This window comes from Arthrobacter oryzae (assembly GCF_037911235.1).
GTDB lineage: Bacteria > Actinomycetota > Actinomycetes > Actinomycetales > Micrococcaceae > Arthrobacter > Arthrobacter oryzae_E.
The window spans coordinates 275,288-297,705 of sequence record NZ_JBBLYW010000065.1; the positions used below are offsets into that span (position 1 = coordinate 275,288).

Below are 22,418 nucleotides of genomic sequence, written 5' to 3' on the forward strand. Positions count from 1 at the left end.
TGAGACACTCAGTCCCATGCGTGAACTGGTCGTCCTCGGAACCGCCTCGCAGGTTCCCACGCGGACCCGAAACCACAACGGGTACCTGCTTCGCTGGGACGGCGAGGGCCTGCTCTTCGATCCGGGCGAAGGCACCCAGCGGCAGATGATCCACGCCGGCGTTTCAGCCAGCCAGATCACGCGGATCTGCCTTACCCATGTTCACGGGGACCACTGCTTCGGGCTTCCGGGCGTACTGTCGCGCATAGTCCTCGACGGCGTGCAGCATCCGGTGGACCTGCATTTCCCGGCCTCCGGCGGGGAGGTGGTCCGTGCCCTCGTGTCCCTCGCCTCCCCCGGCCTCGACCTGCGCTTGCACCCCCACTCCGGTCCGGGGCAGATCGCGCCCGGCCTGGAGGTGCGGCCGCTGCGGCACCGCATCGAGACGTTCGGCTACCGGCTGGTGGAGCCGGAAGGCCGCACGCTCCTGCCTGGCCGCCTCGCAGCGGCAGGGATTGCCGGACCGGACATCGCACGGCTGCAGCGGGAGGGGAACCTGGGCGGCGTCCGGCTGGAGGACGTGAGCGTTCCGCGCCCGGGACAGAGCTTCGCGTTCGTCATGGACACCGCGGAGTGCCGCGGCGCAGGTGAACTGGCCGACGGCGTGGACCTCCTCGTGGCGGAGTCGACGTTCAGCGACGACGACGCCGGGCTGGCTGCCCGGTACCTTCACCTCACGGCCGGGCAGGCGGGCGCGCTGGCATCCGCTGCCCGCGCCGGGACGCTCGTCCTCACCCATTTCTCGTCACGGTACGGGGACGTCGGCGCCCTGGCCGAGCAGGCGGTCGCCCGTTCCGGCGGGGCCGCCGTCGTGGCTGCGCAGGACCTGGACCGGATTCCGCTACCCGGGCGGCAGCGGGATTACGGGTCGCCCGGCGGGGTTTGGCCGCCGGTCGGTCCGACGTCAGTAGACGAAGATGTCGATCCAGGCGCGGTTGTGGGCGTGAAGCAGGACCAGGAACAGCACGAAGTCGAACAGCAGGTGGACGGCCACGATGTAGGACAGTGACTTTGTCCGCGTGAAGATGAAGGCCTGGAGCAGGGCGAAGGGAAAAATGAACACCGGCGCCCAGGCGTGGAAGCCCAGCTCCCAGAGGAACGAGGTGAAGAGGACGGCCTGCAGCACGTTGGCCTGTGCGAGCGGCAGGTGCCGGCGCAGGAGCGCAAAGACCGTGCAGATAAAGAAGAGCTCGTCCCAGATTCCCAGCGCATTGGTGCCCAGGAAGAGGCGGAAGATTCCTTCGGGATCCGACACCGCGGGCCAGTTGTTGTAAACGCCGGTATTGACCATGTAGGCCGGGAGCACCGCGTAGCCCATGACCACGACGGCGGCCAGGTACCATTTCTCTGCCCGTGTCCACGGGTGTCCGGTCAGCACGGGAAACCTGACCGCATGGTCCTTGAAGGCAAACCGCGACACAGCGTAGGGAACACCCACGGCGAAGATCATCGCCGTGCCCATGACGAGCATGTGCCCGGTGCTGATGTCGGTGGTGATCGGAACAAGGCTGATGGCCACGAGCCCGGCGGCGATCAGGGCCAGATCGCGCAGGAGTGCCCGGTCGATGAATCCTGCCAGTGTCAGCGCCACGGCCAGCAGGCCGTACCCGGGGATTCGCTCCTCCGGGACGAAAAGGACAAAGCCGGAGAGCGACACGAGTGCCGCGGGAAGCAGTTTCAGCGAAACGGCATTGCGGACGCTGACCCCTGCTCCGGAGCCGGCTCCGGGCGCGCGACTAGACATACTTGCCGAACCAATCCAGCGTGTCGTTCCAGGCAGCGGTGGCCTGCGTCTCGCTATAGCGCTCGCCGGTGTCGTTGTGGAACGCGTGGTCGACGCCGGGATACACCTTGAGCTCGTGGCGGACGTCAGTGGCCGCAAGGGCGTCCCGGAGGGCGGGCATCGAGCCGGTGATCCGGTCGTCGAGTTCGGCGTAGACGCCGAAAACGGCCGGCTTGATGGCGGGGACCTTGTCCAGGTCGGGGGCGGGTCCGTAGAAAGCCGAGGTTGCCTTCAGCCCGGACAGTTCCGTCGCCGCCTGCCAGGTGATGCCCCCGCCAAAGCAGTAGCCCGTCATGGCAATCCGCCCGGAGTCGACGAAGGCCTGTGAGTTCAGGTAGTCGTAAGCTGCCGAGAAATCCGCGACGTGGCGCTGCGCTCCGGCCTGAGTCAGCGCACCAGGGACGGCGTCCCTGTCCAGGCTTGCGGTTCCGCCCTCCCTGCTCAGCAGGTCCAGCGCCAGGGCTGCATAGCCGGCTTTGACGAAGCGTCGCGCCACGTCCTGGATGTGAGGCGTCAGCCCGCGGTTCTCATGGCAGATGAGGACTGCCGGGCCGGCTTTGTCCCCCTCCGGGCGGGCGAGATAAGCGGTGATGTCGGTGCCGTTCGACGGAAACTGTACCGTTGCGGTTACCAGGCCGGCTGCCCCCTCGGGAACGGAGAGGGGACTCTTGGCACCGGGTACTGCGCCAGCGGAAGCAGTGCCGGAAGCAGTGCCGGCCGAAGACCCAGACGGGGTGGGCGTCGGCATCGGGTCGGTGCTGCGCGGCAGTTCCTGCGGAGTGCAGCCGACCAGAGCCATGGCCGCCGCGGCGGCGGCCATGCTGCCGGTGATGAACGCAACCCGGCGGGTGAACGTGTGCTGGCTCATGGCACCGGCACGGTAATCGTCGAAGAATTCCTCAATCAGGTATTTCTCGAACTTGCCAAGCTGCTGGGTCATGGCGGGCCTCCTGCCGTTTACTCAATAGCCTAGAACGGGTTCAGCAGCCGGTCCACGAACTGCCGGGTGCGCTCCTCCCGCGGGTCGCGCAGCACGGTGTCGGGATGGCCGCGTTCGACGACGACGCCGCCGTCCATGAAGATGACTTCGTCGGCCACCTGCCGGGCGAACGCCAGCTCGTGGGTGACCACCACCATGGTCCAGCCTTCGTCCGCCAACTCCTTGATCACGGTCAGGACGTCCCCCACCAGCTCAGGGTCCAGGGCCGACGTCGGCTCATCAAAAAGCAGGAGCTGCGGCCGAAGGGCCAGCGCACGCACGATGCCGACACGCTGCTGCTGGCCGCCGGAGAGCTCGAACGGGTAGCTTTTTTCCTTGGCTGACAGCCCGACGCGGGCCAAAAGGTCCCTGGCCTCAGCGATCGCCTCGGCTTTGGGCCGTTTCTGCACCTGGACGGGGCCTTCGATGATGTTCTCGAGCACAGTCTTGTGCGGGAAGAGGTTGTAGTGCTGGAACACCATGGCGCTGCGGTCCCTTAAGGCGGCCAGCTGCTTCTTGCTCACCGGTGCGGAAAAGTCGACGGCGGGCTGGCCCGCGAAGTCCACCACGCCGTCGTCGGGTATTTCAAGTCCGTTGAGGCACCGCAGGACCGTCGTCTTGCCGGACCCCGACGGCCCGATCAGGGCCACAACTTCGCCCCGGCGGACGTCCACGTCCACGGATTTCAGCACTTCATGGCTGCCGAACGCCTTGCGCAGCCCGCGCACGGCGAGCAGTGCTGCGTCGTCGGGGTGTCCGGATTCAGTGGGCGACGATTCAGTGGGCGACATAGCGGTCCAATCTCTTCTCCAGGACGGACTGGACGCCGGCGAGGGCCAGGCAAATGATCCAGTAGATGACCGCTACCTCCAGGTACAGGAGCATGAATTCCTGGCTGAAGGCCGCCACCTGTTGCGCCTGGCGGAACAGCTCGGTGACCAGGATCAGGGAAGCGAGCGATGTGTCCTTGACCAGGCTGATGAAGGTGTTGGACAGGGGCGGGACCGAGACGCGCGCGGCCTGCGGCAGGATGATCCGCACCAGGGACTGGTGGCGGGACATGCCGATCGTATGGCCTGCCTCCCATTGTCCTTTGGGAACGGACAGGATGGCCGCCCGGATGACCTCTGCCGCGTAGCCGCCCACGTTCAGGGAGAAGGCGATAATGGCGCTGGGCCACGGACTGATGGTGACGCCGATCGACGGAAGCCCGTAGAAGATGACGAACAGCTGGACCAGCAAGGGTGTGCCGCGGATGACCGATATGTACATTCGCGCAACGACGGAAAAGACGGGGTTCCGGCTGAGCCTCATGAGGGCGACCAGCAGGGCCAGCAGGAGTCCGAGACCGAAGGACGCCAGTGCCAGCGGAATCGTGCCGGAAACGGCGCCAATGAGGATGGGCCCCAGTGAGCTCCAGACAAGGTCCCAATTTATAGTCATGCTCTGAAGCTGCGTTCGACGTCCGCCTTCACGTGGTTACTTCGTGACGTCCGCGTCAAAGTATTTCTGGGAGATCTTGGCCAGGGTGCCGTCGGTCTGCAGCTCGCTGAGGGCCTTGTCCACGGCATCGGCCAGGCTGGTCGATCCCTTGCGGAAGGCAAGGGCGCTGAGCGACTTGTCCGTCGTCTCGGCGGCGATCTTGATCTCGTTGTCCTTCGCGGTCTTCTGATAGTCCAGGTACGTCAGCTTGTCGTTGATGGTGGCGTCAACGCGTCCCTGCTTGAGCAGGGTTACCGCCTGCGCCCAGCCCTCCACGGCCTCAACATTGGCGCCGCTCTCCTGCGCCAGTTTGTACCAGTTGCTTGTCAGCGACTGCGCGGTGGTCTTGCCCTTGAGGCCCTCAAAGGAGGTGACGCTGCTGTCGTCGGCCTTGGTGACGATGACGCCGGTGCTTACCGTGTACGGCTCCGAGAATTCATACTTCGCCTTACGTTCGTCGGTGATCGAGACCTGGTTAGCCACGACGTCGAACCTCTTGGCCTCAAGGCCCGCGAAGATGGCGTCGAACTGGGTTTCCTGGAAGGAAGGTTTCACCCCGAGCTTCCCGGCGACGGCGGTGATGATCTCGACGTCGTACCCGGTCAGTTCGCCGCTGCCGTCGGCGTGGAACGAGAAGGGTTTGTACGTGCCCTCCGTGCCGATTTCAAGCTCGCCTGCACTCTTGACATCAGTGAGGGAGGTATCCGTGCCGCCCGCCGGTGCCGAGCCGGACGGCGTGGTGGACCCGGACCCGCAGCCGGTAAGGGCGAGTGCTGCGGCGGCAATGAGGCCGATTGCGGAAAGACGTGTGTGCTTCATGATGAACCTTCGTCCTGTAGCCGGAAGGGCTCGCCAGCTGCACCGCACGCCGGCAGTCCACTCCCGACGATAGCAAGTTCCGGCTTCGGGGAATACAGCCTCTTGTTTGCTCCCGTCACGGGCGGACGCGCCCGCCAGTTGCCGAATTCATGAAATCCTCAACTTACTCCCCGGTAAGGGTTATGCCTGCACGCCGCAGCGGCTAGCCTGTCATAGATGCCGGGGGGAGCTTCCCGGCTGGACGCTACAAAGGACCAGCGAAAATGCCAAGCACAGTGACCTTTTCGGTGACAACCATGCCTAGGAGCGGCTCAGAGGGCAGCTTCCGGGACATCGTCCGCAACCTGCGGACGGACGAACTTGAGGACTGCTTCCTGACGGTCTTCCACGTCGGCGATTCATACGCCCTGCTCAGCGGTGAAGCCATCCACAGCGCGCACACCGCCACTAACGATGCGCTGCGCACATATCTCCTCGGCCGCCTCGCGGGAAACCGCATCGGCCTGGACTTTGACGTGCGGATCGACCGGGCTTCAGAAGCAGCCCGTTCACGTTCGTAACCGTCCGGGATGGGCTCGATGCCCGCGTTAGGCTCATCCCATGTCGCCCGAACGCTACCTTGCCGCACTGGCCAGCTCACTCGACAGCCTCACTGCGCTCGCCCGCCAGTCCGACGACGTGCTGTCCCGTTCCGTCCCGGCCTGCCCGGAGTGGACACTCGAGCAGCTGTTCGGGCATCTCGGCTCCATCGAACGCTGGGCGGCCGCCGTGGTTCTGGGCGGGACGTACGTCGAGGAGCCGGCCCCTCCTGCCAGCGGCGCCGCCGCCTGGTTTGTCGATGGCTCAACCGCCTTCTTCGAGACGATGGCGGCCCTTGATCCCGGCGCACCGTGCTGGAACTTCGGACCGCCGCCGCGCACGGCGGGTTTCTGGCTCCGACGGCAGGCGCACGAACACGCCATCCACCTCATCGACGCCAGCCAGGCATCCGGGCGGGCGGCGCCGGATCTCGGAACGGACTTCATGCTCGATGGCGTCGACGAGGTCCTGACCATGTTCACGCCGCGCCAGCTGCGGCTGGAGCGGATGCAGCAACCGGAGAAGGCCGTGTCATTCCATGTTCCGGCCTCAGGCGGCTTGTCCGCGGGCAGCTTGTCCGCAGGCAGCTGGACGGTTGGCCCCGGGCCCGCGGCGGCGTCGATCACAGCGCCGTTGACGGACATGTACCTGGGCCTCTGGGGCCGGTCCAACCTCAAAGCCACCGCCATCATCGAAGGTGACGCAGCCCTGGCCCTTCGTGTCCTCGGGGGCCCGCTGACACCGTGAGGCACTTCATCCACTTAACCGAGCGGCACCTGCACCGGCGTGAACCTGTACGGACCTCCACACTCCCGGCCATAGGGATACTCGCCGGTGGGCTCCGTTTCGATGGGAAAAGTGCGGGCAATGCGGTAGCCCGAGGAGAGCGCCGCTTCAAGGTAGATGGTCGTTACGCTGGCGGGTGGGACGAGGTAGGGGGCTGCCTGGGGCACCATCCACTTGCCGTCGGGGCTTTTGGCCACCGTCGCTGGAGTGCAGTCTTCCTCGAAGCAGGCTGCGACCGACGACGGCTCATGGGAAAACTGGAGTTCCACCGGGCCCACGTACGCGTATCCGATGGCCGGGCACACCCGGTCCCCCGTCCGGCTGAACAGCAGCAGTGCCAACGCCACGACGGCGGCGCCGACGCCGAGAGCAACCAGCAGTAACCCGCGAGGCTTCATGGTGCGAGCCTAGATCTTCCCGTCGCGTTTCGGTGGCCTAACTACCCTAGCGGTTGCCGGAATATAGGCTCGCGCCATGGATGCCGGCCTTATAAACTCGATTATCTTGTCCCTCATTAACGCGGTCATGTTCTTTTATGCGCTCTACGGAGTCGTGCGTGCGGCCCGGTACAAGGCTTCCGGGTGGGATTTCCTGACTGCCTTCCGCGATGGAGAATGTCGGGTATGAACACGGACCCTTGGGCATCGCCGGAACTCACCGAAGCACCCGCCGGTTGGATCCTCGCAACAGAAAATGGTTGGGGCGCCCTGGTGCTGTGGGCAGCAGGGCAAGGCAACTTTGTGAGGGTCCCTCTCGCTGACCGTGATCGCCACGGCATCATCGTCCAGAAGTTTCCGGACGGCAGCGAACGCCGTGCCCCGTTCGTGCTCACGGAAGCCGACCTGCAGTCGATCGACGACGACATCGACACTTACCTCGCCGACGCCGAGCTCCCTCCCAGGCCCAGGGGCTATGACTGGTTCATCCGTCCCCCGGACACAGGGCTGGGAGCGGACGCCTTCTGGAGCTCTGTTTGGGCCGCTACCACCGCCGCAGTACCTGATGATGCAGTGCGTCCCTCAACAATGAAAGACCCCGTAAGAGAGGTACTGACCCGCATGTATGTCGGTGGATTTTGACCGAGGTTTGGAAAGCGGTGCTGTAAGAACAGCCCGCGAACACGTAGTGTTCGCTTCATGGCTGCGTCTGGGGGAATCACTCGTAATGGAGTTTGCAGCGGAGCGCTGCTTTCGGTGGCCTGCCTCGCCCTAGCCACCGTGACGGCGGCGTGTGGACCGGCGCCGTCCCCAACCGGAGCGGGCCAACCAATCGACGAACCGGCTGCCACCACAACCGCCTCCTCTTCGGCCGCCGTACTGTCGCCGGGTATGACTCTCGCGCCTGTTCCGACGGCGCCACCTGCCCCTGCCAGCCAGGGTGACGATGACTGTTTAGGTCAAGGGCCAAAGGACGCTCGGCCCAGCGGAGTGCTGGAGTGCCAGTACTTCACGTCGGGTTCCCTGATCCCCGCCACCGTGCCCAGGAGTCAGGGGGTGAGCTCTGGTGACTACGCCGTAAGGTTTGGCAGCGTGGGCGGCAGGCCCTGGATGACCGTACGGATCCCGTGCGCGTCCTATGCTCTCCGGGTCAACATTGTCGGCCAAACAATCACGCCTGATCCGGCGACCATGGAAAGTTCTGTCGGGACCTGCGCTTTCCCGTGGGACCAGGAACAGAAGCGGATGGCAAAGTATGTCCAAGAGCCGCTCCAGTTTGTGGAAAAGAATGCCGGCATCGCGCTGCACAACTCTGAGTGGGGAGTCACTCTCTTCCGGACGCCATATGAGACCCATTAGATCTGATCGGCATCAGAGGGGTGACGATCAGACGTCAGCTGCTACCAGCGTCAGCGGAACGCCGCCGATCGGCGTTGCGGCGCAGCAAGACGAGGGCCAGCACCACCATCCAGGCGAAGGTGACGTAGGCGTTGACGCGCTCGAACGCGCCGAGCCAGGGCGTGGGCAGGTTGTTCGCGAGGCCACTCATGAGGGGCCCCGTCAGCCCGCCAAACGTCATGATGACCGCCAGAGATGCGATCGCGTAGAGCCGGAACCACCCCCGGAGCGCGACGGCCGAGGTGGCCACCGCGGCGAACACGAGCAGGCCGAACACCATTGTCACGACGAGGTGCATCGTGTCGTTGAAGCCGGGCTCCATCCCGCGCGAGCTCATGGGGAAGAAGGGGTGCAGCGGTGCAGTGACCACGCCGTTGGCGAGCGACAGGCCCGCTGTCCACCGCAACGCCCTGTTTCCCTCTGCCGACCGCCAGATACCCCCGGCGAACGCGATCCCGAGCAGGTTGTGCAGGGCGATCCACGATACCGCCAGAGGCCGCACCGGCGAGCCGTAAGCGGACAACTCGCTGATCGCCTGGTCTCTGAAACTGTAGCCGTCGTAAAACAAACCCGACACCAGGTCGCCGATTGCGTAAACCATCACCGCGGCAATGCCGGAGACCACCAGCAGGTCCCGCAGCTTCTGCCCGTGCCAGGCTCGCTGGACGGCCTGCGCCCAGGGCCCTGCACGCATGCGTGTCGCCATGGCACACCTCCCCCTGTCCCGGAGATCAAGCTTCCCGCCGCTGACAGAGCCCGCACAAGGGACGAAGGTCCCACGGCGGCTCACTGTCGACCATCACTGTCAGAAGTTTGCAGGCGCCGTTCGGATTTGAGGGAATTGACTCACTTTGGGCTGCGCGGCCCGGGCGGCCAGTTTGAGTTCGGTGGCATAGTTGTTGCAGCCGAAACGAAAGGCGGCTCTGTGTCCTACTCGTTCCAAGTGACCTTTGACTGCCATGACATCCAGGCGATGACTCGGTTCTGGGCGGTGGCCCTGAACTACTGCCTCCAGCCGCCGCCGGAGGGATTTGCCAGCTGGCTGGAATTTGCCGTGGCACAAGGCATCCCGAAGGAGCTTTGGCATGGAGCTGTCATTGACCCTGCCGGGCTGGGACCCCGCCTGTTCTTTCAGCCGGTCCCCGAGGGGAAGACGGCAAAGAACCGCGTGCACTTGGACATCAATGTCACCGAGGGCGCCGAGTCGAAGGCGGACGGACGCCTCCTGGCCCTTGCCCACGTTGATCGCTGCGTTGAGGCCGGGGCCACGCTCGTCGGGGTATTCGACGGCCATGACGGCTGGCACATCTCGATGCTCGACCCCGAGGGGAACGAGTTCTGCATCCAGTGACGGCTCGGCTGCTGTCTCGTCTCGAGGTTGGTGCTGGGCGGTTCCTGGCCTCTAGGTGATGGGACCGAGAAAGTCTTATCGGGGTGCTGAGTCAACGATTCGGTAGTCGACGGCCGTGTGGCCGACCACTTCATTCGAGCCGAAGCCGAAGGCTGCGTAGGTCATGATGGTTCGTTCGCCGATGACCTGCCCGGTATCGGGATCGATGATCATTTCTGCCCTTTGGCCGGCGCGCAGGGGTTCTGTCCGTCCGATTGCAAGGCCGACCTTGCCGTCGAAGTTGGCTTGTTCGCTGGCGGTGACACCGGGAATCAGGGCCAGTGCCTCGTAGAGACCTGCACGCAGGTCAGCAGGTATGAGTCCCATCCTCAGGATGTCGGTGATGCGGACGAAGTTGTTCTCATCCCGTGAGGCTGATCCTCCCTGGTATTGGGAGTCGAAGTGGTCGTATAACGCCTGCCCGTCACGGGGCAGGGCGTCCAGCTCAGCGTCGGTCATCAGGGTCCATGGGCCGCCATAGAAGTATCCGTCCTTGGCACGGATGACCTCTATTTCCATGGGCACCGGGTGGGCGTCGCCCCAGTCGCGCTCGAGCACCCAGTCCTCGTCGGGATTGCCTGGACGGTAAACGTCGATGGTCTGGACGTTCATGCTGTTTTTCATATTTCCCGCTTGATCGACTCCGGAGACGAGCCAGTTGGCGTGCGTGTGGACCAGCAGGTATTGGCCCGGGGCTGGTACGGGATCGACGAAGCTCATGGACTGGTCCGCCACTGCACGCAGGACGCCTGCTGCGTGCGCGCTTTGCGCCGTGATGCCTATCTGACCCACAGCCAGCGCACCGACGGTTACGGCCGCTGCTGTGAGCAGGACCCGTCGGGTTGGGCGGGGGCGGGCCGGGGTGCCGGGTTTCAGTGCCACCAGGGAATCATTGTTGTGGCGGCTCCGGGGGCCGCGACCGTGCGTATTCTTCCCGGGCCGATACCTGACTGGATCCTCTGCGCCGGCCAGGGTTGGCAGCTCCACGAGCTGCCTGCGCAGAGCTTCACGCCTGTCGTCCTGGAACTGGGATGTGTTCATGATGTTCTCCGTCCAAGAATTGCCTGAGCGTCAGGCTCTTGTTCATGCACTACTCGGCTGTACAGGGTCCCGAGCCTGGATTTGGCCCGGTGCAGGCGTGATTTCACGGTTCCGTCCGCGACGCCGAGGGCCGCACCGGCCTCTTTGGCTCCCAAACCTTCGATGACGCACAAGGTCAACACATCGCGCTCTTGTGGCTTTAGTTGAGTGAACGCTTGCCGGAGGGCAGAGGTTTTGAAACGGGCTTCGTCGGCTTCGGCAATGTCGTCGGCAATGTCGGTTGCATCCGCGGGCGGCGGAAGTTGGCCAAGGAAGTGCCTGTAGCGGCGTTGCTGGCGGACGTGGTTTCGAAGGGTGTTGTTCGTCGTGACCAGCAGCCAGGGCAGTATCGAGTCATTCACCATCCGGACATTGGCCCGCCGGCGCCACGCTTCGAAGAATACGACGGCGGTGACGTCCTCAGCCACGTGCGGCAGGCCCAGCACTTTGAGTGCGTGGCGCCAGACCCGGTCATGGTGGCGGTCGAAAAGGATACCGAACGCGTCCCCGTCCCCGTTGACAACCTGGCACCACAACACCTCGTCCGAGACACCCGATTCTTCGCCCATACCTCATAGTGTCCGGTCCTCCGCACCGGTTCCATGATTCAGCCGACCAATTTCGGCGGCCCTGTGCAACGCTCTGAGCCAGAGCCATACTGAAGTATGAGCGACGCCGACGACTTCATAGCCTGGGTCAAGTCTTCGCTGCGCCAGGCGGAAGTCGCGCTTCATGACGGCGACTCGGCGCCGCGCCGGGCGCTTTGGTCCCGCCACGAGCCTGTGAGCATTCTGGGCGCGTGGCGGAATGCATTTGGGCAGCAGGAGGTCGACGAGGCCTTCGCTGTCCTCGAGAGGGCCTTCTCCAACTGCACGTCCTACATTTTCGAGCTGCAGGCCTATGACGTGGTCGGTGCCATGGCCTACACCGCCGGCCTGGAGCATATATCGACCTCCGTCGACGGTCAGCCGCGCAGCTACACCCTGCGCGCCACCCAGGTCTATCGCCGCGAAGACGGCGAATGGAAGGTGGCGCATCGGCACGCCGATACCGTGACCGATTGACGACGACGTGTTTCTTTGTTGCCTTGGACCGCTGCCTGCACACAGGGTGAGGAGAAGGCTGTGACCGGACGAACGAGGTATAGCGGCCCGCACTGGCGGCGAGTTATGGCTGCCCTCGCCAACAACGACACGCGGACCGCTTACGCCCGGATAGTGCTCGGTGCCAAACTCCCCGAAGCGGTCGCTGGTCTAAAGGATCACCGACGAAACCGTGCCGTCGACGCCCTACTGGAGTCCGGGCTCGTTGACCGGAACGCCGCCGGCGAACTGGTGGCGTCCGAGGCGGTCTTCCGTGATCTTCTCACGCAGCAACCCCGGCGGCAGCCGCAGGAGGGCGTGGCCCGGTTCATGCGCTTGGGCAGGATCGACAGGTATCCGGCCAACAAGACGGAGCGACGGGAGCTCCTGGCCTGGATCGTCAGTGATGCCATAAAAGCCGACGAGGACCTCACGGAAAAGCAGGTCAATGAACGGCTCCTCAGTTATACCGACGACGTCGTGTTACTTCGTCGCTACCTGGTCGACTTCGGCCTGCTGGAACGGACCCGCTCCGGATCCTCATATTCCCGGCCGAAAGAGACATAGTGCCCCATGCGGCCGGAGGAACCGCCGATTCCAGCAACTGCATCAAAGAATGTCAGAGCCCCCTGAGATGCTGTGGGTATGGACAGCAGCGCAGCTTGGAGTGCGGAGAGCAGGGAGGCCATGGCGGCCGTCTCCAAGTCCGCTGCCGTGCTGGCGGGGTTTCTCGGCGCCGGCGGGCACAACGCTGAAGTGCCCGACGGCGGCCTGCCGCCGGATGCCGATCCGCTGCGGGGTCTAGCGGATGACTGCCTGGACGCCCTGGCCGAATTGGCCCGGCACGAAGCCCGGACTGCCGCCCTGAAGGTGAGGCTAACTGCCGAATACGTGGAGGCAAGCAGGTCGTTGGCATCACCAGCGGCATCCCCGCAGGACTGCACCGCCCGGGAAATGGCCATAGTCGCCGAGGTCGCCTGTGTCTTGACCATAAGCGAACGCACCGCCGGTGCCCTGCTGTCCGATTCTCTGGCCCTGACCACGGCGCTGCCGCTCACCATGGCTGCCCTGCAGGCCGGGACGATCTCTTGGCAGCACGCCCGGATCGTGGTCGATGAAACCGCGGGCCTGGACCGGGCCGGGGCGGCCGCGCTGGAAGCGCACTTCCTGGACCCCGATGCCCCAAACCTTGCCCGCGGGTGCCCGGCCGGGGACCTCGCCCCGGGCCGCTTCCGTGCCAAAGCCCGCATTTGGCGGGAACGCCACCACCCGGTCAACATCGAAAAACGCCACCGCCGCAGCCTCGCGGACCGGCGCGTGGAGTACGCCCCGGACCGTGATGGCATGGCCTGGCTCTCCGCCTACCTCCCGGCCGACACCGCCGCAGGGATCTGGGAGCGGACCACCTCCGCCGCCCGCGCCCTCCAACACCCGGACGAAGCACGGACCCTCACCCAGCTCCGCGCCGATGTCGCCGCCACCTGGCTGCTCACCGACACCACCGGCGTCACAGGCACCTCCGGCAGGGCCGACGGCGGAACGGGCGCGGACGGGGATACAGCAGGAGGCGTCCCGTCGCCGCGGGCGCAGGTCCTGATCACCGTCCCGGTGCTGTCCCTCTTGGGTGCCACGGATGAACCAGCCATCCTGGACGGGTACGGGCCGATCCCAACGTCCATGGCCCGCCGGCTGATCGCCGACGGCGCCGACTCTTTCTACCGCGTCCTGGTTGACCCACGTGACGGGGCACCATTGGAAATCGGACGGACAAGCTACCGCGTCACCAAGGCCCAGCGGCAATGGCTTCGACTTCGCGACGGGAAATGCCCCTTCCCCGGCTGCAACAACCACTCACTGGACAACGAAGCAGACCACCTCCTGGCCTGGGCCGACGGAGGGACCACCGGCATCACCAATTTGGGGCAACCCTGCCCCAGACACCACCGCCTCAAACACAGGTCCGCCTGGACACCAACCGGAGCCAGCAAGGACCACCCGCCGGGGTGGACATCCCCGTCAGGCCGGCACTACCCCAGCGAGCACCAGGACTGGGAACCACCCCACCGGCCAGACCACATCGTGATCGAAGACGCATACCCGGACCTGGGACCGCCCGCAGATCCAGGGCCCTACCCCGAACCGGAGCTACCCCCGGACCCCTTCCCGGACTGGCACCATTTCTTACCGGGGCATCGATTTCCCTCCGCGGACGTTGACGGCCCGCCCTTGCAGGCACCCCTGGACGACTTCCTCCCGGAAGCGTTCATGCTTCAAAGCGTCTGATCAATATACGGATGTTCAAAAAAGGCTGGACGAAGGGCAAACGGGATGGCCACCGCAGGGCGAATCGATCGTGGTCGGGACCCATCCCTCAGCGCGATCCTGACACGATGATTAATCAACTCAACCCTCCCGCGCTCGTGCGTGAGAGGGGTGAGTTGACGACGGATGGCCTGAGAAGACTAGAAGTCCCAGTCCTCATCTTCAGTATTGACAGCCTTGCCAATGACATAAGACGAACCCGAACCCGAGAAGAAGTCGTGGTTCTCGTCAGCGTTTGGCGACAGGGCCGAGAGGATGGCCGGGTTCACGTCGGTGACGGAAGCCGGGAACATGGCCTCGTAGCCCAGGTTCATCAGCGCCTTGTTGGCGTTGTAGTGCAGGAACTTCTTGACGTCCTCGGCCAGGCCGACGGAGTCATAGAGGTCGTGCGTGTACTGGACTTCGTTCTCGTACAGCTCGAAGAGCAGCTCGAACGTGTAGTCCTTGATCTCCTGGCGCTTCTCTTCGGAGACCCTCTCCAGGCCCTTCTGGAACTTGTAGCCGATGTAGTAGCCGTGCACGGCCTCATCGCGGATGATGAGGCGGATCAGGTCGGCCGTGTTCGTCAGTTTGGCCCGTGAGGACCAGTACATCGGCAGGTAGAAGCCCGAGTAGAACAGGAAGCTCTCCAGCAGCGTGGAGGCCACCTTGCGCTTCAGCGGATCGTCGCCCTGGTAGTAGTCCATGACGATCTGGGCCTTCTTCTGAAGGTTCTCGTTCTCGGTGGACCAGCGGAACGCCTCGTCGATCTCCTTGGTGGAGGCCAGCGTGGAGAAAATGGAGGAGTAGCTCTTGGCGTGCACGGACTCCATGAACGCGATGTTCGTGTACACAGCCTCTTCATGCGGGGTGAGAGCGTCCGGAATCAAGGAAACCGCGCCGACGGTGCCCTGGATGGTGTCCAGCAGGGTCAGGCCGGTGAACACGCGCATGGTGAGCTGCTGCTCGTCCGGCGTCAGCGTCGCCCACGACTGCACGTCGTTGGACAGCGGCACCTTCTCCGGCAGCCAGAAGTTGTTGACCAGGCGGTTCCAGACATCCACGTCCTTGTCGTCCTGGATGCGGTTCCAGTTGATCGCCTCGACGTGGCTAAGCAGCTTGACCTTCTCGGTCATGTCATCCCCTAAACGTTGGGTGGTTTCTCTAAGTTAAAGCGTACGACGGCGGGCGGGCGCCCGCCGTCGTACTCTCACGATTTGGTTGAAGCTACAGCATGCAGCTGACGCAACCCTCAACCTCGGTCCCTTCCAGCGCGAGCTGGCGGAGACGGATGTAGTAGATGGTCTTGATGCCCTTCTTCCAGGCGTAGATCTGGGCCTTGTTGATGTCGCGCGTGGTGGCGGTGTCCTTGAAGAACAGCGTCAGGGACAGGCCCTGGTCCACGTGCTGCGTGGCAGCGGCGTAGGTGTCGATGACCTTCTCGTAGCCGATCTCGTACGCATCCTGGTAGTACTCCAGGTTGTCGTTCGTCAGGTACGGCGCCGGGTAGTACACGCGGCCCAGCTTGCCTTCCTTGCGGATCTCGATCTTGGACGCCACCGGGTGGATCGAGGAGGTGGAGTTGTTGATGTAGCTGATCGAGCCCGTCGGCGGTACGGCCTGCAGGTTCTGGTTGTAGATGCCGTGCTCCATGACGGAAGCCTTCAGCTCGCGCCAGTCATCCTGGGTGGGGATGTGGATGTTCTTGAACAGCTCCGCGACCTTCTCGGTCTGCGGCACCCACTCCTGCTCCGTGTACTTGTCGAAGAACTCGCCCGAGGCGTACTTGGACCTCTCGAAGCCCCCGAAGGTCTGCCCGGTCTGGATGGCCAGCTTATTGGAGGCGCGGACAGCGTGGTACACCACCGAGTAGAAGTAGATGTTGGTGAAGTCCAGGCCCTCTTCGGAACCGTAGTGGACCCGCTCGCGGGCCAGGTAGCCGTGCAGGTTCATCTGGCCAAGGCCAATGGCGTGGCTCTGGTCGTTGCCGCGTGCAATGGAGGGCACCGAGGTGATGTTGGACATGTCCGACACTGCCGACAGGGAGCGGATGGCCGTCTCGATGGTCAGGCCGAAGTCCGGCGAATCCATGGTCTTCGCGATGTTCAGCGAGCCCAGGTTGCAGGAGATGTCCTTGCCGGTCTGGTCGTAGGACAGGTCATCGTGGTAGGTCGTGGGCTGCGAAACCTGGAGGATCTCGGAGCACAGGTTGGACATGATGATCTTGCCGTCGATCGGGTTTTCCCGGTTTACGGTGTCCTCGAACATGATGTACGGGTAGCCGGACTCGAACTGGATCTCGGCGAGGGTCTGGAAGAACTCGCGCGCCTTGATCTTGGTCTTCTTGATCCGGGAATCGTCCACCATCTCGTAGTACTTCTCGGTGACCGAGACGTCGGAGAACGGCATGCCGTAGACGCGTTCGACGTCGTACGGGGAGAACAGGTACATGTCCTCGTCCCGCTTGGCCAGCTCAAAAGTGATGTCCGGGATCACGACGCCGAGTGAGAGGGTCTTGATGCGGATCTTTTCGTCCGCGTTTTCCCGCTTGGTGTCCAGGAACCGGTAGATGTCCGGGTGGTGGGCGTGCAGGTACACGGCGCCTGCACCCTGGCGGGCACCGAGCTGGTTGGCGTAGGAGAAGCTGTCCTCGAGGAGCTTCATCACGGGGATGACGCCGGAGGACTGATTTTCGATCTGCTTGATCGGCGCGCCGACTTCGCGGATGTTGGTCAGCGCGAACGCCACACCGCCGCCGCGCTTGGACAGCTGCAGGGCGGAGTTGATGGACCGGCCGATCGACTCCATGTTGTCTTCGATGCGAAGCAGGAAGCAGGAGACCAGCTCGCCGCGCTGCTTCTTGCCGGCGTTCAGGAACGTGGGCGTGGCCGGCTGGAAGCGGCCCTCGATGATCTCGTCCACCATCTGCAGGGCAAGCTGCTCGTCGCCGCGGGCCAGATGCAGGGCAACCATGCACACGCGGTCCTCGTAGCGCTCCAGGAACCGCTTGCCGTCAAAGGTCTTCAGCGTGTAGGACGTGTAGAACTTGAAGGCGCCCAGGAAGGTCTCGAAGCGGAACTTCTTCTTATACGCGCGGTTGAAGAGCTCGCGGATGAAGTTCATCGTGTACTGATCGAGGGTCTCGCGCTCGTAGTACTGGTTCTTCACCAGGTAGTCGAGCTTCTCTTCCAGGTCGTGGAAGAACACGGTGTTGTTGTTCACGTGCTGCAGGAAGTACTGGTGCGCGGCCTCGCGGTCCGCTTCGAACTGGATCTCGCCGTTCGGTCCGTACAGGTTCAGCATGGCGTTCAGCTCGTGGTAGCCCAGCCCCTTGTAGGCGGCCGGCAGTGCGGGCTTCTCTGCGGTCTTCTCGACGGCGGGCATGGTTACTTCTGTGTCTGCGACAGTAGTGTCCAAAACTTGTCCAATCCTTGATTTACCAGGCGGACGTCTTCCGGCGTCCCCATGAGTTCGAAGCGGTAGAGGTGGGGTATCTGGCATTTGAAGGCGATGATGTCTCCCGCCATGCAGTAGTTGTCCCCGAAATTCGTGTTTCCTGCGCCGATCACCCCGCGGATCAGATCCCTGTTCTGCGGGTTGTTGAGGAACCGGATCACCTGTTTCGGCACTGAGCCCTCTCCGCCGGTCCCGCCGTAGGTGGGAACCACCAGCACGAAGGGCTCGGAGGCCACGAGCTCAGCTTCACGCTGATGCACCGGAATCCTGGCCGCATCCCGGCCCAGCTTCTCAACGAAGCGCCGGGTGTTCTCGGAGGCCGAGGAAAAATAGATGAGGTGACTGGTGGTCCGGGTCATGGGCGTCGTCTTCGCAGCCTCCGCTGCGAGCGGCGCATCGGCAAGTGCCGGCGCTGCCATGTGAGTCACCTCATCTACGTAAAGTTCTTTGCCGGTAGCGGCGGATGCAGCCTAGGCCACGGAAACGGCCGCGCTCAGCGCCAGCTCTTCGATCTTGTCCGGGCGGAAGCCTGACCAGTGGTCCTGGTCCGTGACCACAACGGGGGCCTGCATGTAGCCGAGGGCCTTCAGGCGCTCAAGGGCGTCCGCGTCCTGGGAGATGTCGACGCTCTGGTAGGTGATGCCCTTCTTGTCCAGCGCGCGGTACGTTGCGTTGCACTGAACACAGGCCGGCTTCGTGTAAACCGTAACGGTCATGGTTCCTGTCCCCTTTTGTTGAAGTCACTGCTTTGAAGTCTCTGGTACATCGTTGCGGTAGACACTGCCCGGAACTGAAACCCCTCATCCGATGCCGGTCCTGCGTCCCGCTCAATCTGTATGTCGATACTACATGTAGTGCACGGCCCCGATGAGGACCCCAACATGATGTATTACAAGTATGTCATTTAATGCACTGTTAATCCACAGGCCGGCAGGTGAAAAATGTCCGTGTTTCAGCTGTTTTCACGGACGAAATCCACACCCTGTGGAGTAGTTAGCCACAATTAATCGCCCCGCGTGTCGCCTGGCAGACGGCGTGTCGCCGCTATACGACGGGCGTGTCGGAGGGCACACAAAAGGGGCCCTGAACACTGATTCAGGGCCCCGATGTGACGAACGGAACTATGCGGCTCCGCCAGCCGAACGCTTTGATGCCGCGTGGTCCAGGACAATCTGCTGGACGTCAAGGTAGCCCGTCTCAAAGCCTGCCCTGGAGTAGCAAAGGTAGAACAGCCACATCCGCTGGAAGACCGGGTCGAAGCCCATGGCCGCCACCTCGTCGGCGCGGGACATGAAGCGCTCCTCCCAGAGGCGCAGGGTCTGCGCATAATGTTCACCCATGGCGAGGCGTTCGCGGACCCGGAGCCCCGTCTGCTTCTCGGTGATTTCCTCGATGGCGCGGACAGACGGAATGACGCCGCCGGGGAAGATGTACTTGTGCACCCACGTGTAGCTGGTCCGGGTGGCGATCAGCCGGTCGTGCGCGATGGTGATGGCCTGGATGGCCACTTTGCCGCCGGGAGCCAGGACACGCTCGATCGTCTGGAAGTACGTGGCCCAGTATTCGTACCCGACGGCCTCGATCATTTCCACCGAGACCACGGCGTCGTACTCCCCTTCCACCGCGCGGTAGTCCTTGAGTTCAATGGTGACGGCGTCGGCGTAGCCGGCCTCGGCCACGCGCTGGCGGGCGAGCTCCTGCTGCTCGCTGGACAGGGTGACCGAGTAGACCGTGGCGCCCCTGGCAGCTGCACGCAGGGCAAGTTCGCCCCAGCCGGTGCCGATTTCCAGCACGCGCGTTCCCTCGCCGACGCCGGCTTTATCCAACAGACGGTCGATCTTTGCCTGCTGCGCGTCAGCGAGTCCGTCCCAGGCAACGGTCCGCAGCGCCTCGCCCCGCTCCGGGAAAAGCGCGCTGGAGTAGGTCATGGTGCTGTCCAGGAATGAGGAAAAGAGCTCGTTGGAGAGGTCGTAGTGCCGGGAGATGTTGGAACGGGTGTTCTGCTCGGTGTTGCGTTCCCGGCGCGGCTGGCGCGGGAGGTAGAGGGCGCGCAGTTTCTGCAGCGGCTCGGGCACGAGGCTCCCCACCCTGGCCGCGAAGACTTCCATGACGGCGGTGAGGTCGTCCGCGTCCCAGTCTCCGGCCATGTAGGACTCGCCCAGGCCGATCAGTCCGCCGTCACCGAGCCGGGCAGCGAAAGCCTCGGGGCGGTTCAGGGTCATCACCGGGTACGGATGGCCGGGCTCGGCTGCCGGGCCGGTCGCTGCCTTTCCAAGGACGGTGCCGTCCGGGTAGCGGACTTCAAGGGGAAGCGTGCGCACGGCGGCCTTGAAGATTGCGTCCGCAATGCGTCCCGCCACCCGGGCCTTGAGGCTGTCCGGCGTGGTGGCGATGCTGGGCCAGATGGTGGCATCGATCACGGCAGGGGGCCGCGGAACGCTGTAGGGAACGGTGCTGTAGGGAACGGCGCTGTCGACGGCGTGGCCGGTCCGGGCCGAGGTGGGACGCGAGTTCGCAGGCTGGCCCGCAGCGGATCCGGTAGCTTCGGTGATGGTCACTGTACTGCCTCCTGTGAGGGGTGGTGCGGTCTTTTGATGATGGGCAGCCTGCGTGCCCACAGCTTGATGCCCTGCCAGCGGATCTGCGCGGCGACACGCAGCGGCGCCAGGGGGACGGCGAGCGCGGCGGAGAGGATGGCCGGCACGGACGCCTCGTGGCGTTCGCCGTCGACGGTGGCGATGAATGGCTTCTGCCCTTCGCGCTCCAGCACGATCGATACGGCCAGCCGCTCCCCCGGTTCCGGGAGTTTCATCCGGTATTGGCCTTCGACGTCGTTGAACGGGGAAACATAGAACGCTTTGGGAACACTGGCCCGGCCGGCGTGATCCGTCTCGAGCAGATAGCAGTGCCGTTCACCGTAGGTGTTGTGCACCTCGGCGACAACGCAGCGCAGGCCGCCGTCGGCACCGTGGCACCAGAACAGGCTGAGCGGGTTGAATACGTGGCCCAACACCCGGGCACTGGCCAGCATGGTGATCCGCCCGCCGTCGAGCTCTATCCCCCGGGTCCGCAGGAACCGTTCCACGTTGCCGCGCAGCGAGCCTTCCGGGTCGCCGAGGTGGTCCGAAGCGCGGAAATCCGCGAACGGCCGGAGCAGCCGGGGCAGGGACGGCAACCGGTCGACGTCGACGTACCAGCTGTAGCTCCGGTACGTGAACGCGTTATGCAAGGGGGTACGCCGTACGTGTGCGATGGAGGTGCGGTAGATGGCAGCCTGCGTTTTCATCCGGCGCCCTCCGCGGCGGCGCTCTGCAGACCGGCACGCGACGGTGCGGCCTGTAGCTCCCAGTCCCGGCCAAGCCGGGCGGCCGCTTTGACTCCGGAGAGGGCCCCGTCCTCGTGGAACCCCCACCCGTGGTAGGCGCCGGCAAAGGCCAGGCGCCCGTCCCCCAGGCCCAGGATCAGCTGCTGGGCCCGGAGCGAACCGGGCGTGTACTGCGGATGCTCGTAGACCATCCGGTCCAGCACGGTTCCGTCGGCGATGAGTTCTGACTCCCCCAGGCTCACGATGTAGCGGCCGCCGTCGGCAGGCTTGAGGCGCTGCAGGCGTGTCATGTCGTAGCTGACAAGCACCGTGTCCGGGCGTGCGTCGCAGGACGGCAGGCGGTAGTTCCAGGACGCCTGCGCGTTGGCGCTGCGGGGCAGGACGGCGTCGTCGCGGTGGAACAGTGTCTGGTTGACCGAGTACGGCATCCCGCCGAGCGCCTCACGTTCCTCCGCGGAGGCATCGGCGAGCATGTGCAGCGCCTGTGCGGGGTGCGTGGCAATGACGACGGCGTCGAAGGTCTCCGTACCTTGCGGTGTGGTCAGTTCCACGCCGTCCGCACGGCGGCGCACCGCTGTGACCGGGCTGGACAGCCGGACGTCCGGCAGCGTCGCAGCGAGCTTATCCACGTAAGTGCGGGAACCCCCCTTGACCGTCCGCCACTGCGGCGAGCCGGACACTCCCAGCAGGCCGTGGTGGGCCAGGAAGGTGAACAGATAGCGGGCCGGGTAGGCAAGCGCCGTGGCGGGGTCGCAGGACCAGACGGCGCTCACGACGGGGGTCATGAAGTGCGAGATGAAGTAGCTGCTGAATTTCTCCCGGGCAAGGAACTCCCCCAGCGTCAGCTCGGGTTCGCCTACGCCGGCCACGTCCTGGGACCCCCCGGCAGGTGCAGCCGCGGCCAGCAGGGCGCGCGCCCGGCGGTGGAAGCGCGTCACTTCGAGCAGCATCAGAAGGTACCGGCCGCGCAGCAAGGTGGAGGGCCGGGGAATGATGCCGCGGCCTTTGGCACGGGCACCGGCATATTCGAGGCCGCAACCGTCGCAGCGGACCGACATGCTCATTTCGGAGTCCTGCGTCTCAACGCCCAGCTCCGCGAAGAGCCGCAGGAGCGTGGGGTAGGTGCGTTCGTTGTGCACGATGAATCCCGTGTCCACGCCAAGGGTCGGCCCCTCCGCCTGCGTCACGTCATGGGTGTGGGCATGTCCGCCCAGCCGGGAATCCGCCTCGAAGAGGGTGACGTTGTCCCGCTGGTTCAGGACATAGGCCGCGGTCAGTCCTGCCACGCCGCTGCCAATGACGGCTACCCGCCTGCCGTCCGGAATCGTTGCTGCTTGCGACACTGATCTGCTCCTGTTGGCTTCGCCTGAATCGTCCTGATGAATCGTCTTATGGGCAATTCGTCACCGAAGGGCACCCGGATGACTATGAATTCCAGCCGGGCGCCTTGACGCGATTCTCCTGCATGAGGGCGGCCCGTCC

Annotated in this window: 24 protein-coding genes; 8 read left to right on the forward strand and 16 right to left on the reverse strand. The window is 64.5% G+C overall.

Annotated features, from left to right (window positions below; genetic code table 11):
• Positions 1-16 precede the first annotated feature (16 nt).
• A complete protein-coding gene (locus WMN78_RS18235; protein WP_340535148.1) occupies positions 17-1,048 on the forward strand; it encodes a ribonuclease Z in 1,032 nt (343 codons plus the stop codon).
• Here WMN78_RS18235 and WMN78_RS18240 read toward each other — a convergent pair.
• The 5 genes from WMN78_RS18240 to WMN78_RS18260 are packed head-to-tail and all read right to left on the reverse strand — an operon-like array spanning position 944 to position 5,102.
• A complete protein-coding gene (locus tag WMN78_RS18240; RefSeq protein ID WP_340535149.1) occupies positions 944-1,783 on the reverse strand; it encodes a CPBP family intramembrane glutamic endopeptidase in 840 nt (279 codons plus the stop codon). The two genes, WMN78_RS18235 and WMN78_RS18240, sit on opposite strands and share 105 nt — an antisense overlap.
• Positions 1,776-2,762: a dienelactone hydrolase family protein gene (locus WMN78_RS18245; RefSeq protein WP_340535150.1), complete on the reverse strand. Its 987-nt coding sequence runs from the start codon at positions 2,760-2,762 to the stop codon at positions 1,776-1,778. Before WMN78_RS18245 ends, WMN78_RS18240 begins: the two co-directional genes overlap by 8 nt.
• 29 nt (positions 2,763-2,791) lie before the next feature.
• A complete protein-coding gene (locus WMN78_RS18250; protein ID WP_340535151.1) occupies positions 2,792-3,592 on the reverse strand; it encodes an amino acid ABC transporter ATP-binding protein in 801 nt (266 codons plus the stop codon).
• Positions 3,579-4,244, reverse strand: a complete 666-nt coding sequence (locus WMN78_RS18255; RefSeq protein WP_340535152.1) for an amino acid ABC transporter permease — start codon at positions 4,242-4,244, stop codon at positions 3,579-3,581. The genes WMN78_RS18250 and WMN78_RS18255 overlap by 14 nt, the downstream gene beginning before the upstream one ends.
• Before the next feature lie 36 nt (positions 4,245-4,280).
• Positions 4,281-5,102 (reverse strand): amino acid ABC transporter substrate-binding protein, encoded by an 822-nt coding sequence (locus tag WMN78_RS18260; RefSeq protein ID WP_340535153.1) that lies wholly within the window; start codon positions 5,100-5,102, stop codon positions 4,281-4,283.
• A 263-nt stretch (positions 5,103-5,365) separates the two neighbouring features.
• On the opposite strand from WMN78_RS18260, the gene WMN78_RS18265 reads away from it, so the two are divergent.
• Entirely contained in the window at positions 5,366-5,662 is a 297-nt protein-coding gene (locus WMN78_RS18265; RefSeq protein WP_340535154.1) for a hypothetical protein, read from the forward strand.
• 40 nt (positions 5,663-5,702) lie between these two features.
• A complete protein-coding gene (locus WMN78_RS18270; protein WP_340535155.1) occupies positions 5,703-6,428 on the forward strand; it encodes a maleylpyruvate isomerase family mycothiol-dependent enzyme in 726 nt (241 codons plus the stop codon).
• Between the two features lie 14 nt (positions 6,429-6,442).
• Here the strand turns inward: WMN78_RS18270 and WMN78_RS18275 are convergent, their stop codons facing one another.
• Positions 6,443-6,865 carry a hypothetical protein gene (locus WMN78_RS18275; RefSeq protein ID WP_340535156.1) on the reverse strand — a complete coding sequence of 141 codons (423 nt, stop codon included), beginning with the start codon at positions 6,863-6,865 and terminating at the stop codon, positions 6,443-6,445.
• Between the two features lie 225 nt (positions 6,866-7,090).
• Here WMN78_RS18275 and WMN78_RS18280 point away from each other — a divergent pair, with 225 nt between their 5' ends.
• On the forward strand, positions 7,091-7,546 hold the full coding sequence (locus WMN78_RS18280; protein WP_340535157.1) for a DUF5956 family protein: 456 nt from the start codon (positions 7,091-7,093) through the stop codon (positions 7,544-7,546).
• A 751-nt stretch (positions 7,547-8,297) separates the two neighbouring features.
• On the opposite strand, the gene WMN78_RS18285 is transcribed toward WMN78_RS18280, so the two are convergent.
• Entirely contained in the window at positions 8,298-9,008 is a 711-nt protein-coding gene (locus tag WMN78_RS18285) for a DUF998 domain-containing protein (protein WP_340535158.1), read from the reverse strand.
• 237 nt (positions 9,009-9,245) lie between these two features.
• Here WMN78_RS18285 and WMN78_RS18290 point away from each other — a divergent pair, with 237 nt between their 5' ends.
• A complete protein-coding gene (locus WMN78_RS18290) occupies positions 9,246-9,653 on the forward strand; it encodes a VOC family protein (RefSeq protein ID WP_340535304.1) in 408 nt (135 codons plus the stop codon).
• Between the two features lie 75 nt (positions 9,654-9,728).
• Here WMN78_RS18290 and WMN78_RS18295 read toward each other — a convergent pair whose 3' ends face one another.
• Together WMN78_RS18295 and WMN78_RS18300 are read right to left on the reverse strand one after the other, a co-directional pair.
• The gene (locus tag WMN78_RS18295; RefSeq protein WP_340535159.1) at positions 9,729-10,733 is read right to left on the reverse strand and encodes a CU044_5270 family protein; all 1,005 of its coding nucleotides are present in this window, start codon (positions 10,731-10,733) and stop codon (positions 9,729-9,731) included.
• Complete coding sequence (locus WMN78_RS18300) at positions 10,730-11,341, reverse strand: RNA polymerase sigma factor (protein ID WP_340535160.1); 612 nt, start codon at positions 11,339-11,341, stop codon at positions 10,730-10,732. Before WMN78_RS18300 ends, WMN78_RS18295 begins: the two co-directional genes overlap by 4 nt.
• Before the next feature lie 96 nt (positions 11,342-11,437).
• On the opposite strand from WMN78_RS18300, the gene WMN78_RS18305 reads away from it, so the two are divergent.
• The 3 genes from WMN78_RS18305 (at position 11,438) to WMN78_RS18315 (ending at position 14,137) form a co-directional block, all read left to right on the forward strand.
• Positions 11,438-11,836, forward strand: a complete 399-nt coding sequence (locus WMN78_RS18305; RefSeq protein ID WP_340535161.1) for a nuclear transport factor 2 family protein — start codon at positions 11,438-11,440, stop codon at positions 11,834-11,836.
• A 60-nt stretch (positions 11,837-11,896) separates the two neighbouring features.
• Positions 11,897-12,421 (forward strand): DUF2087 domain-containing protein, encoded by a 525-nt coding sequence (locus tag WMN78_RS18310; RefSeq protein WP_340535162.1) that lies wholly within the window; start codon positions 11,897-11,899, stop codon positions 12,419-12,421.
• A 78-nt stretch (positions 12,422-12,499) separates the two neighbouring features.
• Entirely contained in the window at positions 12,500-14,137 is a 1,638-nt protein-coding gene (locus WMN78_RS18315) for an HNH endonuclease signature motif containing protein (RefSeq protein ID WP_340535163.1), read from the forward strand.
• Between the two features lie 179 nt (positions 14,138-14,316).
• On the opposite strand, the gene nrdF is transcribed toward WMN78_RS18315, so the two are convergent.
• The 7 genes from nrdF to WMN78_RS18350 form a co-directional block, all read right to left on the reverse strand.
• Positions 14,317-15,291, reverse strand: a complete 975-nt coding sequence (nrdF, locus tag WMN78_RS18320; RefSeq protein WP_340535164.1) for a class 1b ribonucleoside-diphosphate reductase subunit beta — start codon at positions 15,289-15,291, stop codon at positions 14,317-14,319.
• Between the two features lie 91 nt (positions 15,292-15,382).
• Positions 15,383-17,539, reverse strand: a complete 2,157-nt coding sequence (gene nrdE / locus WMN78_RS18325) for a class 1b ribonucleoside-diphosphate reductase subunit alpha (protein WP_340535305.1) — start codon at positions 17,537-17,539, stop codon at positions 15,383-15,385.
• A 2-nt stretch (positions 17,540-17,541) separates the two neighbouring features.
• Positions 17,542-17,970, reverse strand: a complete 429-nt coding sequence (gene nrdI, locus WMN78_RS18330) for a class Ib ribonucleoside-diphosphate reductase assembly flavoprotein NrdI (protein ID WP_340535307.1) — start codon at positions 17,968-17,970, stop codon at positions 17,542-17,544.
• A 111-nt stretch (positions 17,971-18,081) separates the two neighbouring features.
• Complete coding sequence (nrdH, locus tag WMN78_RS18335; protein ID WP_340535165.1) at positions 18,082-18,327, reverse strand: glutaredoxin-like protein NrdH; 246 nt, start codon at positions 18,325-18,327, stop codon at positions 18,082-18,084.
• Between the two features lie 405 nt (positions 18,328-18,732).
• The gene (locus WMN78_RS18340) at positions 18,733-20,169 is read right to left on the reverse strand and encodes a class I SAM-dependent methyltransferase (protein ID WP_425341170.1); all 1,437 of its coding nucleotides are present in this window, start codon (positions 20,167-20,169) and stop codon (positions 18,733-18,735) included.
• On the reverse strand, positions 20,166-20,897 hold the full coding sequence (locus WMN78_RS18345; RefSeq protein WP_340535166.1) for a DUF1365 domain-containing protein: 732 nt from the start codon (positions 20,895-20,897) through the stop codon (positions 20,166-20,168). The genes WMN78_RS18340 and WMN78_RS18345 overlap by 4 nt, the downstream gene beginning before the upstream one ends.
• Positions 20,894-22,279 (reverse strand): NAD(P)/FAD-dependent oxidoreductase, encoded by a 1,386-nt coding sequence (locus tag WMN78_RS18350; RefSeq protein ID WP_340535167.1) that lies wholly within the window; start codon positions 22,277-22,279, stop codon positions 20,894-20,896. Before WMN78_RS18350 ends, WMN78_RS18345 begins: the two co-directional genes overlap by 4 nt.
• Positions 22,280-22,418: the final 139 nt, after the last annotated feature.

What these genes read in the sequence shown, in the direction of transcription:
- WMN78_RS18235 (WP_340535148.1), top strand. Translation starts at nt 17, where the DNA reads ATGCGTGAACTGGTCGTCCTCGGAACCGCCTCGCAGGTTCCCACGCGG.
- WMN78_RS18240 (WP_340535149.1), bottom strand. Translation starts at nt 1,783, where the DNA reads ATGTCTAGTCGCGCGCCCGGAGCCGGCTCCGGAGCAGGGGTCAGCGTC.
- WMN78_RS18245 (WP_340535150.1), bottom strand. Translation starts at nt 2,762, where the DNA reads ATGACCCAGCAGCTTGGCAAGTTCGAGAAATACCTGATTGAGGAATTC.
- WMN78_RS18250 (WP_340535151.1), bottom strand. Translation starts at nt 3,592, where the DNA reads ATGTCGCCCACTGAATCGTCGCCCACTGAATCCGGACACCCCGACGAC.
- WMN78_RS18255 (WP_340535152.1), bottom strand. Translation starts at nt 4,244, where the DNA reads ATGACTATAAATTGGGACCTTGTCTGGAGCTCACTGGGGCCCATCCTC.
- WMN78_RS18260 (WP_340535153.1), bottom strand. Translation starts at nt 5,102, where the DNA reads ATGAAGCACACACGTCTTTCCGCAATCGGCCTCATTGCCGCCGCAGCA.
- WMN78_RS18265 (WP_340535154.1), top strand. Translation starts at nt 5,366, where the DNA reads ATGCCAAGCACAGTGACCTTTTCGGTGACAACCATGCCTAGGAGCGGC.
- WMN78_RS18270 (WP_340535155.1), top strand. Translation starts at nt 5,703, where the DNA reads ATGTCGCCCGAACGCTACCTTGCCGCACTGGCCAGCTCACTCGACAGC.
- WMN78_RS18275 (WP_340535156.1), bottom strand. Translation starts at nt 6,865, where the DNA reads ATGAAGCCTCGCGGGTTACTGCTGGTTGCTCTCGGCGTCGGCGCCGCC.
- WMN78_RS18280 (WP_340535157.1), top strand. Translation starts at nt 7,091, where the DNA reads ATGAACACGGACCCTTGGGCATCGCCGGAACTCACCGAAGCACCCGCC.
- WMN78_RS18285 (WP_340535158.1), bottom strand. Translation starts at nt 9,008, where the DNA reads ATGGCGACACGCATGCGTGCAGGGCCCTGGGCGCAGGCCGTCCAGCGA.
- WMN78_RS18295 (WP_340535159.1), bottom strand. Translation starts at nt 10,733, where the DNA reads ATGAACACATCCCAGTTCCAGGACGACAGGCGTGAAGCTCTGCGCAGG.
- WMN78_RS18300 (WP_340535160.1), bottom strand. Translation starts at nt 11,341, where the DNA reads ATGGGCGAAGAATCGGGTGTCTCGGACGAGGTGTTGTGGTGCCAGGTT.
- WMN78_RS18305 (WP_340535161.1), top strand. Translation starts at nt 11,438, where the DNA reads ATGAGCGACGCCGACGACTTCATAGCCTGGGTCAAGTCTTCGCTGCGC.
- WMN78_RS18315 (WP_340535163.1), top strand. Translation starts at nt 12,500, where the DNA reads ATGGACAGCAGCGCAGCTTGGAGTGCGGAGAGCAGGGAGGCCATGGCG.
- nrdF (WP_340535164.1), bottom strand. Translation starts at nt 15,291, where the DNA reads ATGACCGAGAAGGTCAAGCTGCTTAGCCACGTCGAGGCGATCAACTGG.
- nrdE (WP_340535305.1), bottom strand. Translation starts at nt 17,539, where the DNA reads ATGCCCGCCGTCGAGAAGACCGCAGAGAAGCCCGCACTGCCGGCCGCC.
- nrdI (WP_340535307.1), bottom strand. Translation starts at nt 17,970, where the DNA reads ATGACCCGGACCACCAGTCACCTCATCTATTTTTCCTCGGCCTCCGAG.
- nrdH (WP_340535165.1), bottom strand. Translation starts at nt 18,327, where the DNA reads ATGACCGTTACGGTTTACACGAAGCCGGCCTGTGTTCAGTGCAACGCA.
- WMN78_RS18345 (WP_340535166.1), bottom strand. Translation starts at nt 20,897, where the DNA reads ATGAAAACGCAGGCTGCCATCTACCGCACCTCCATCGCACACGTACGG.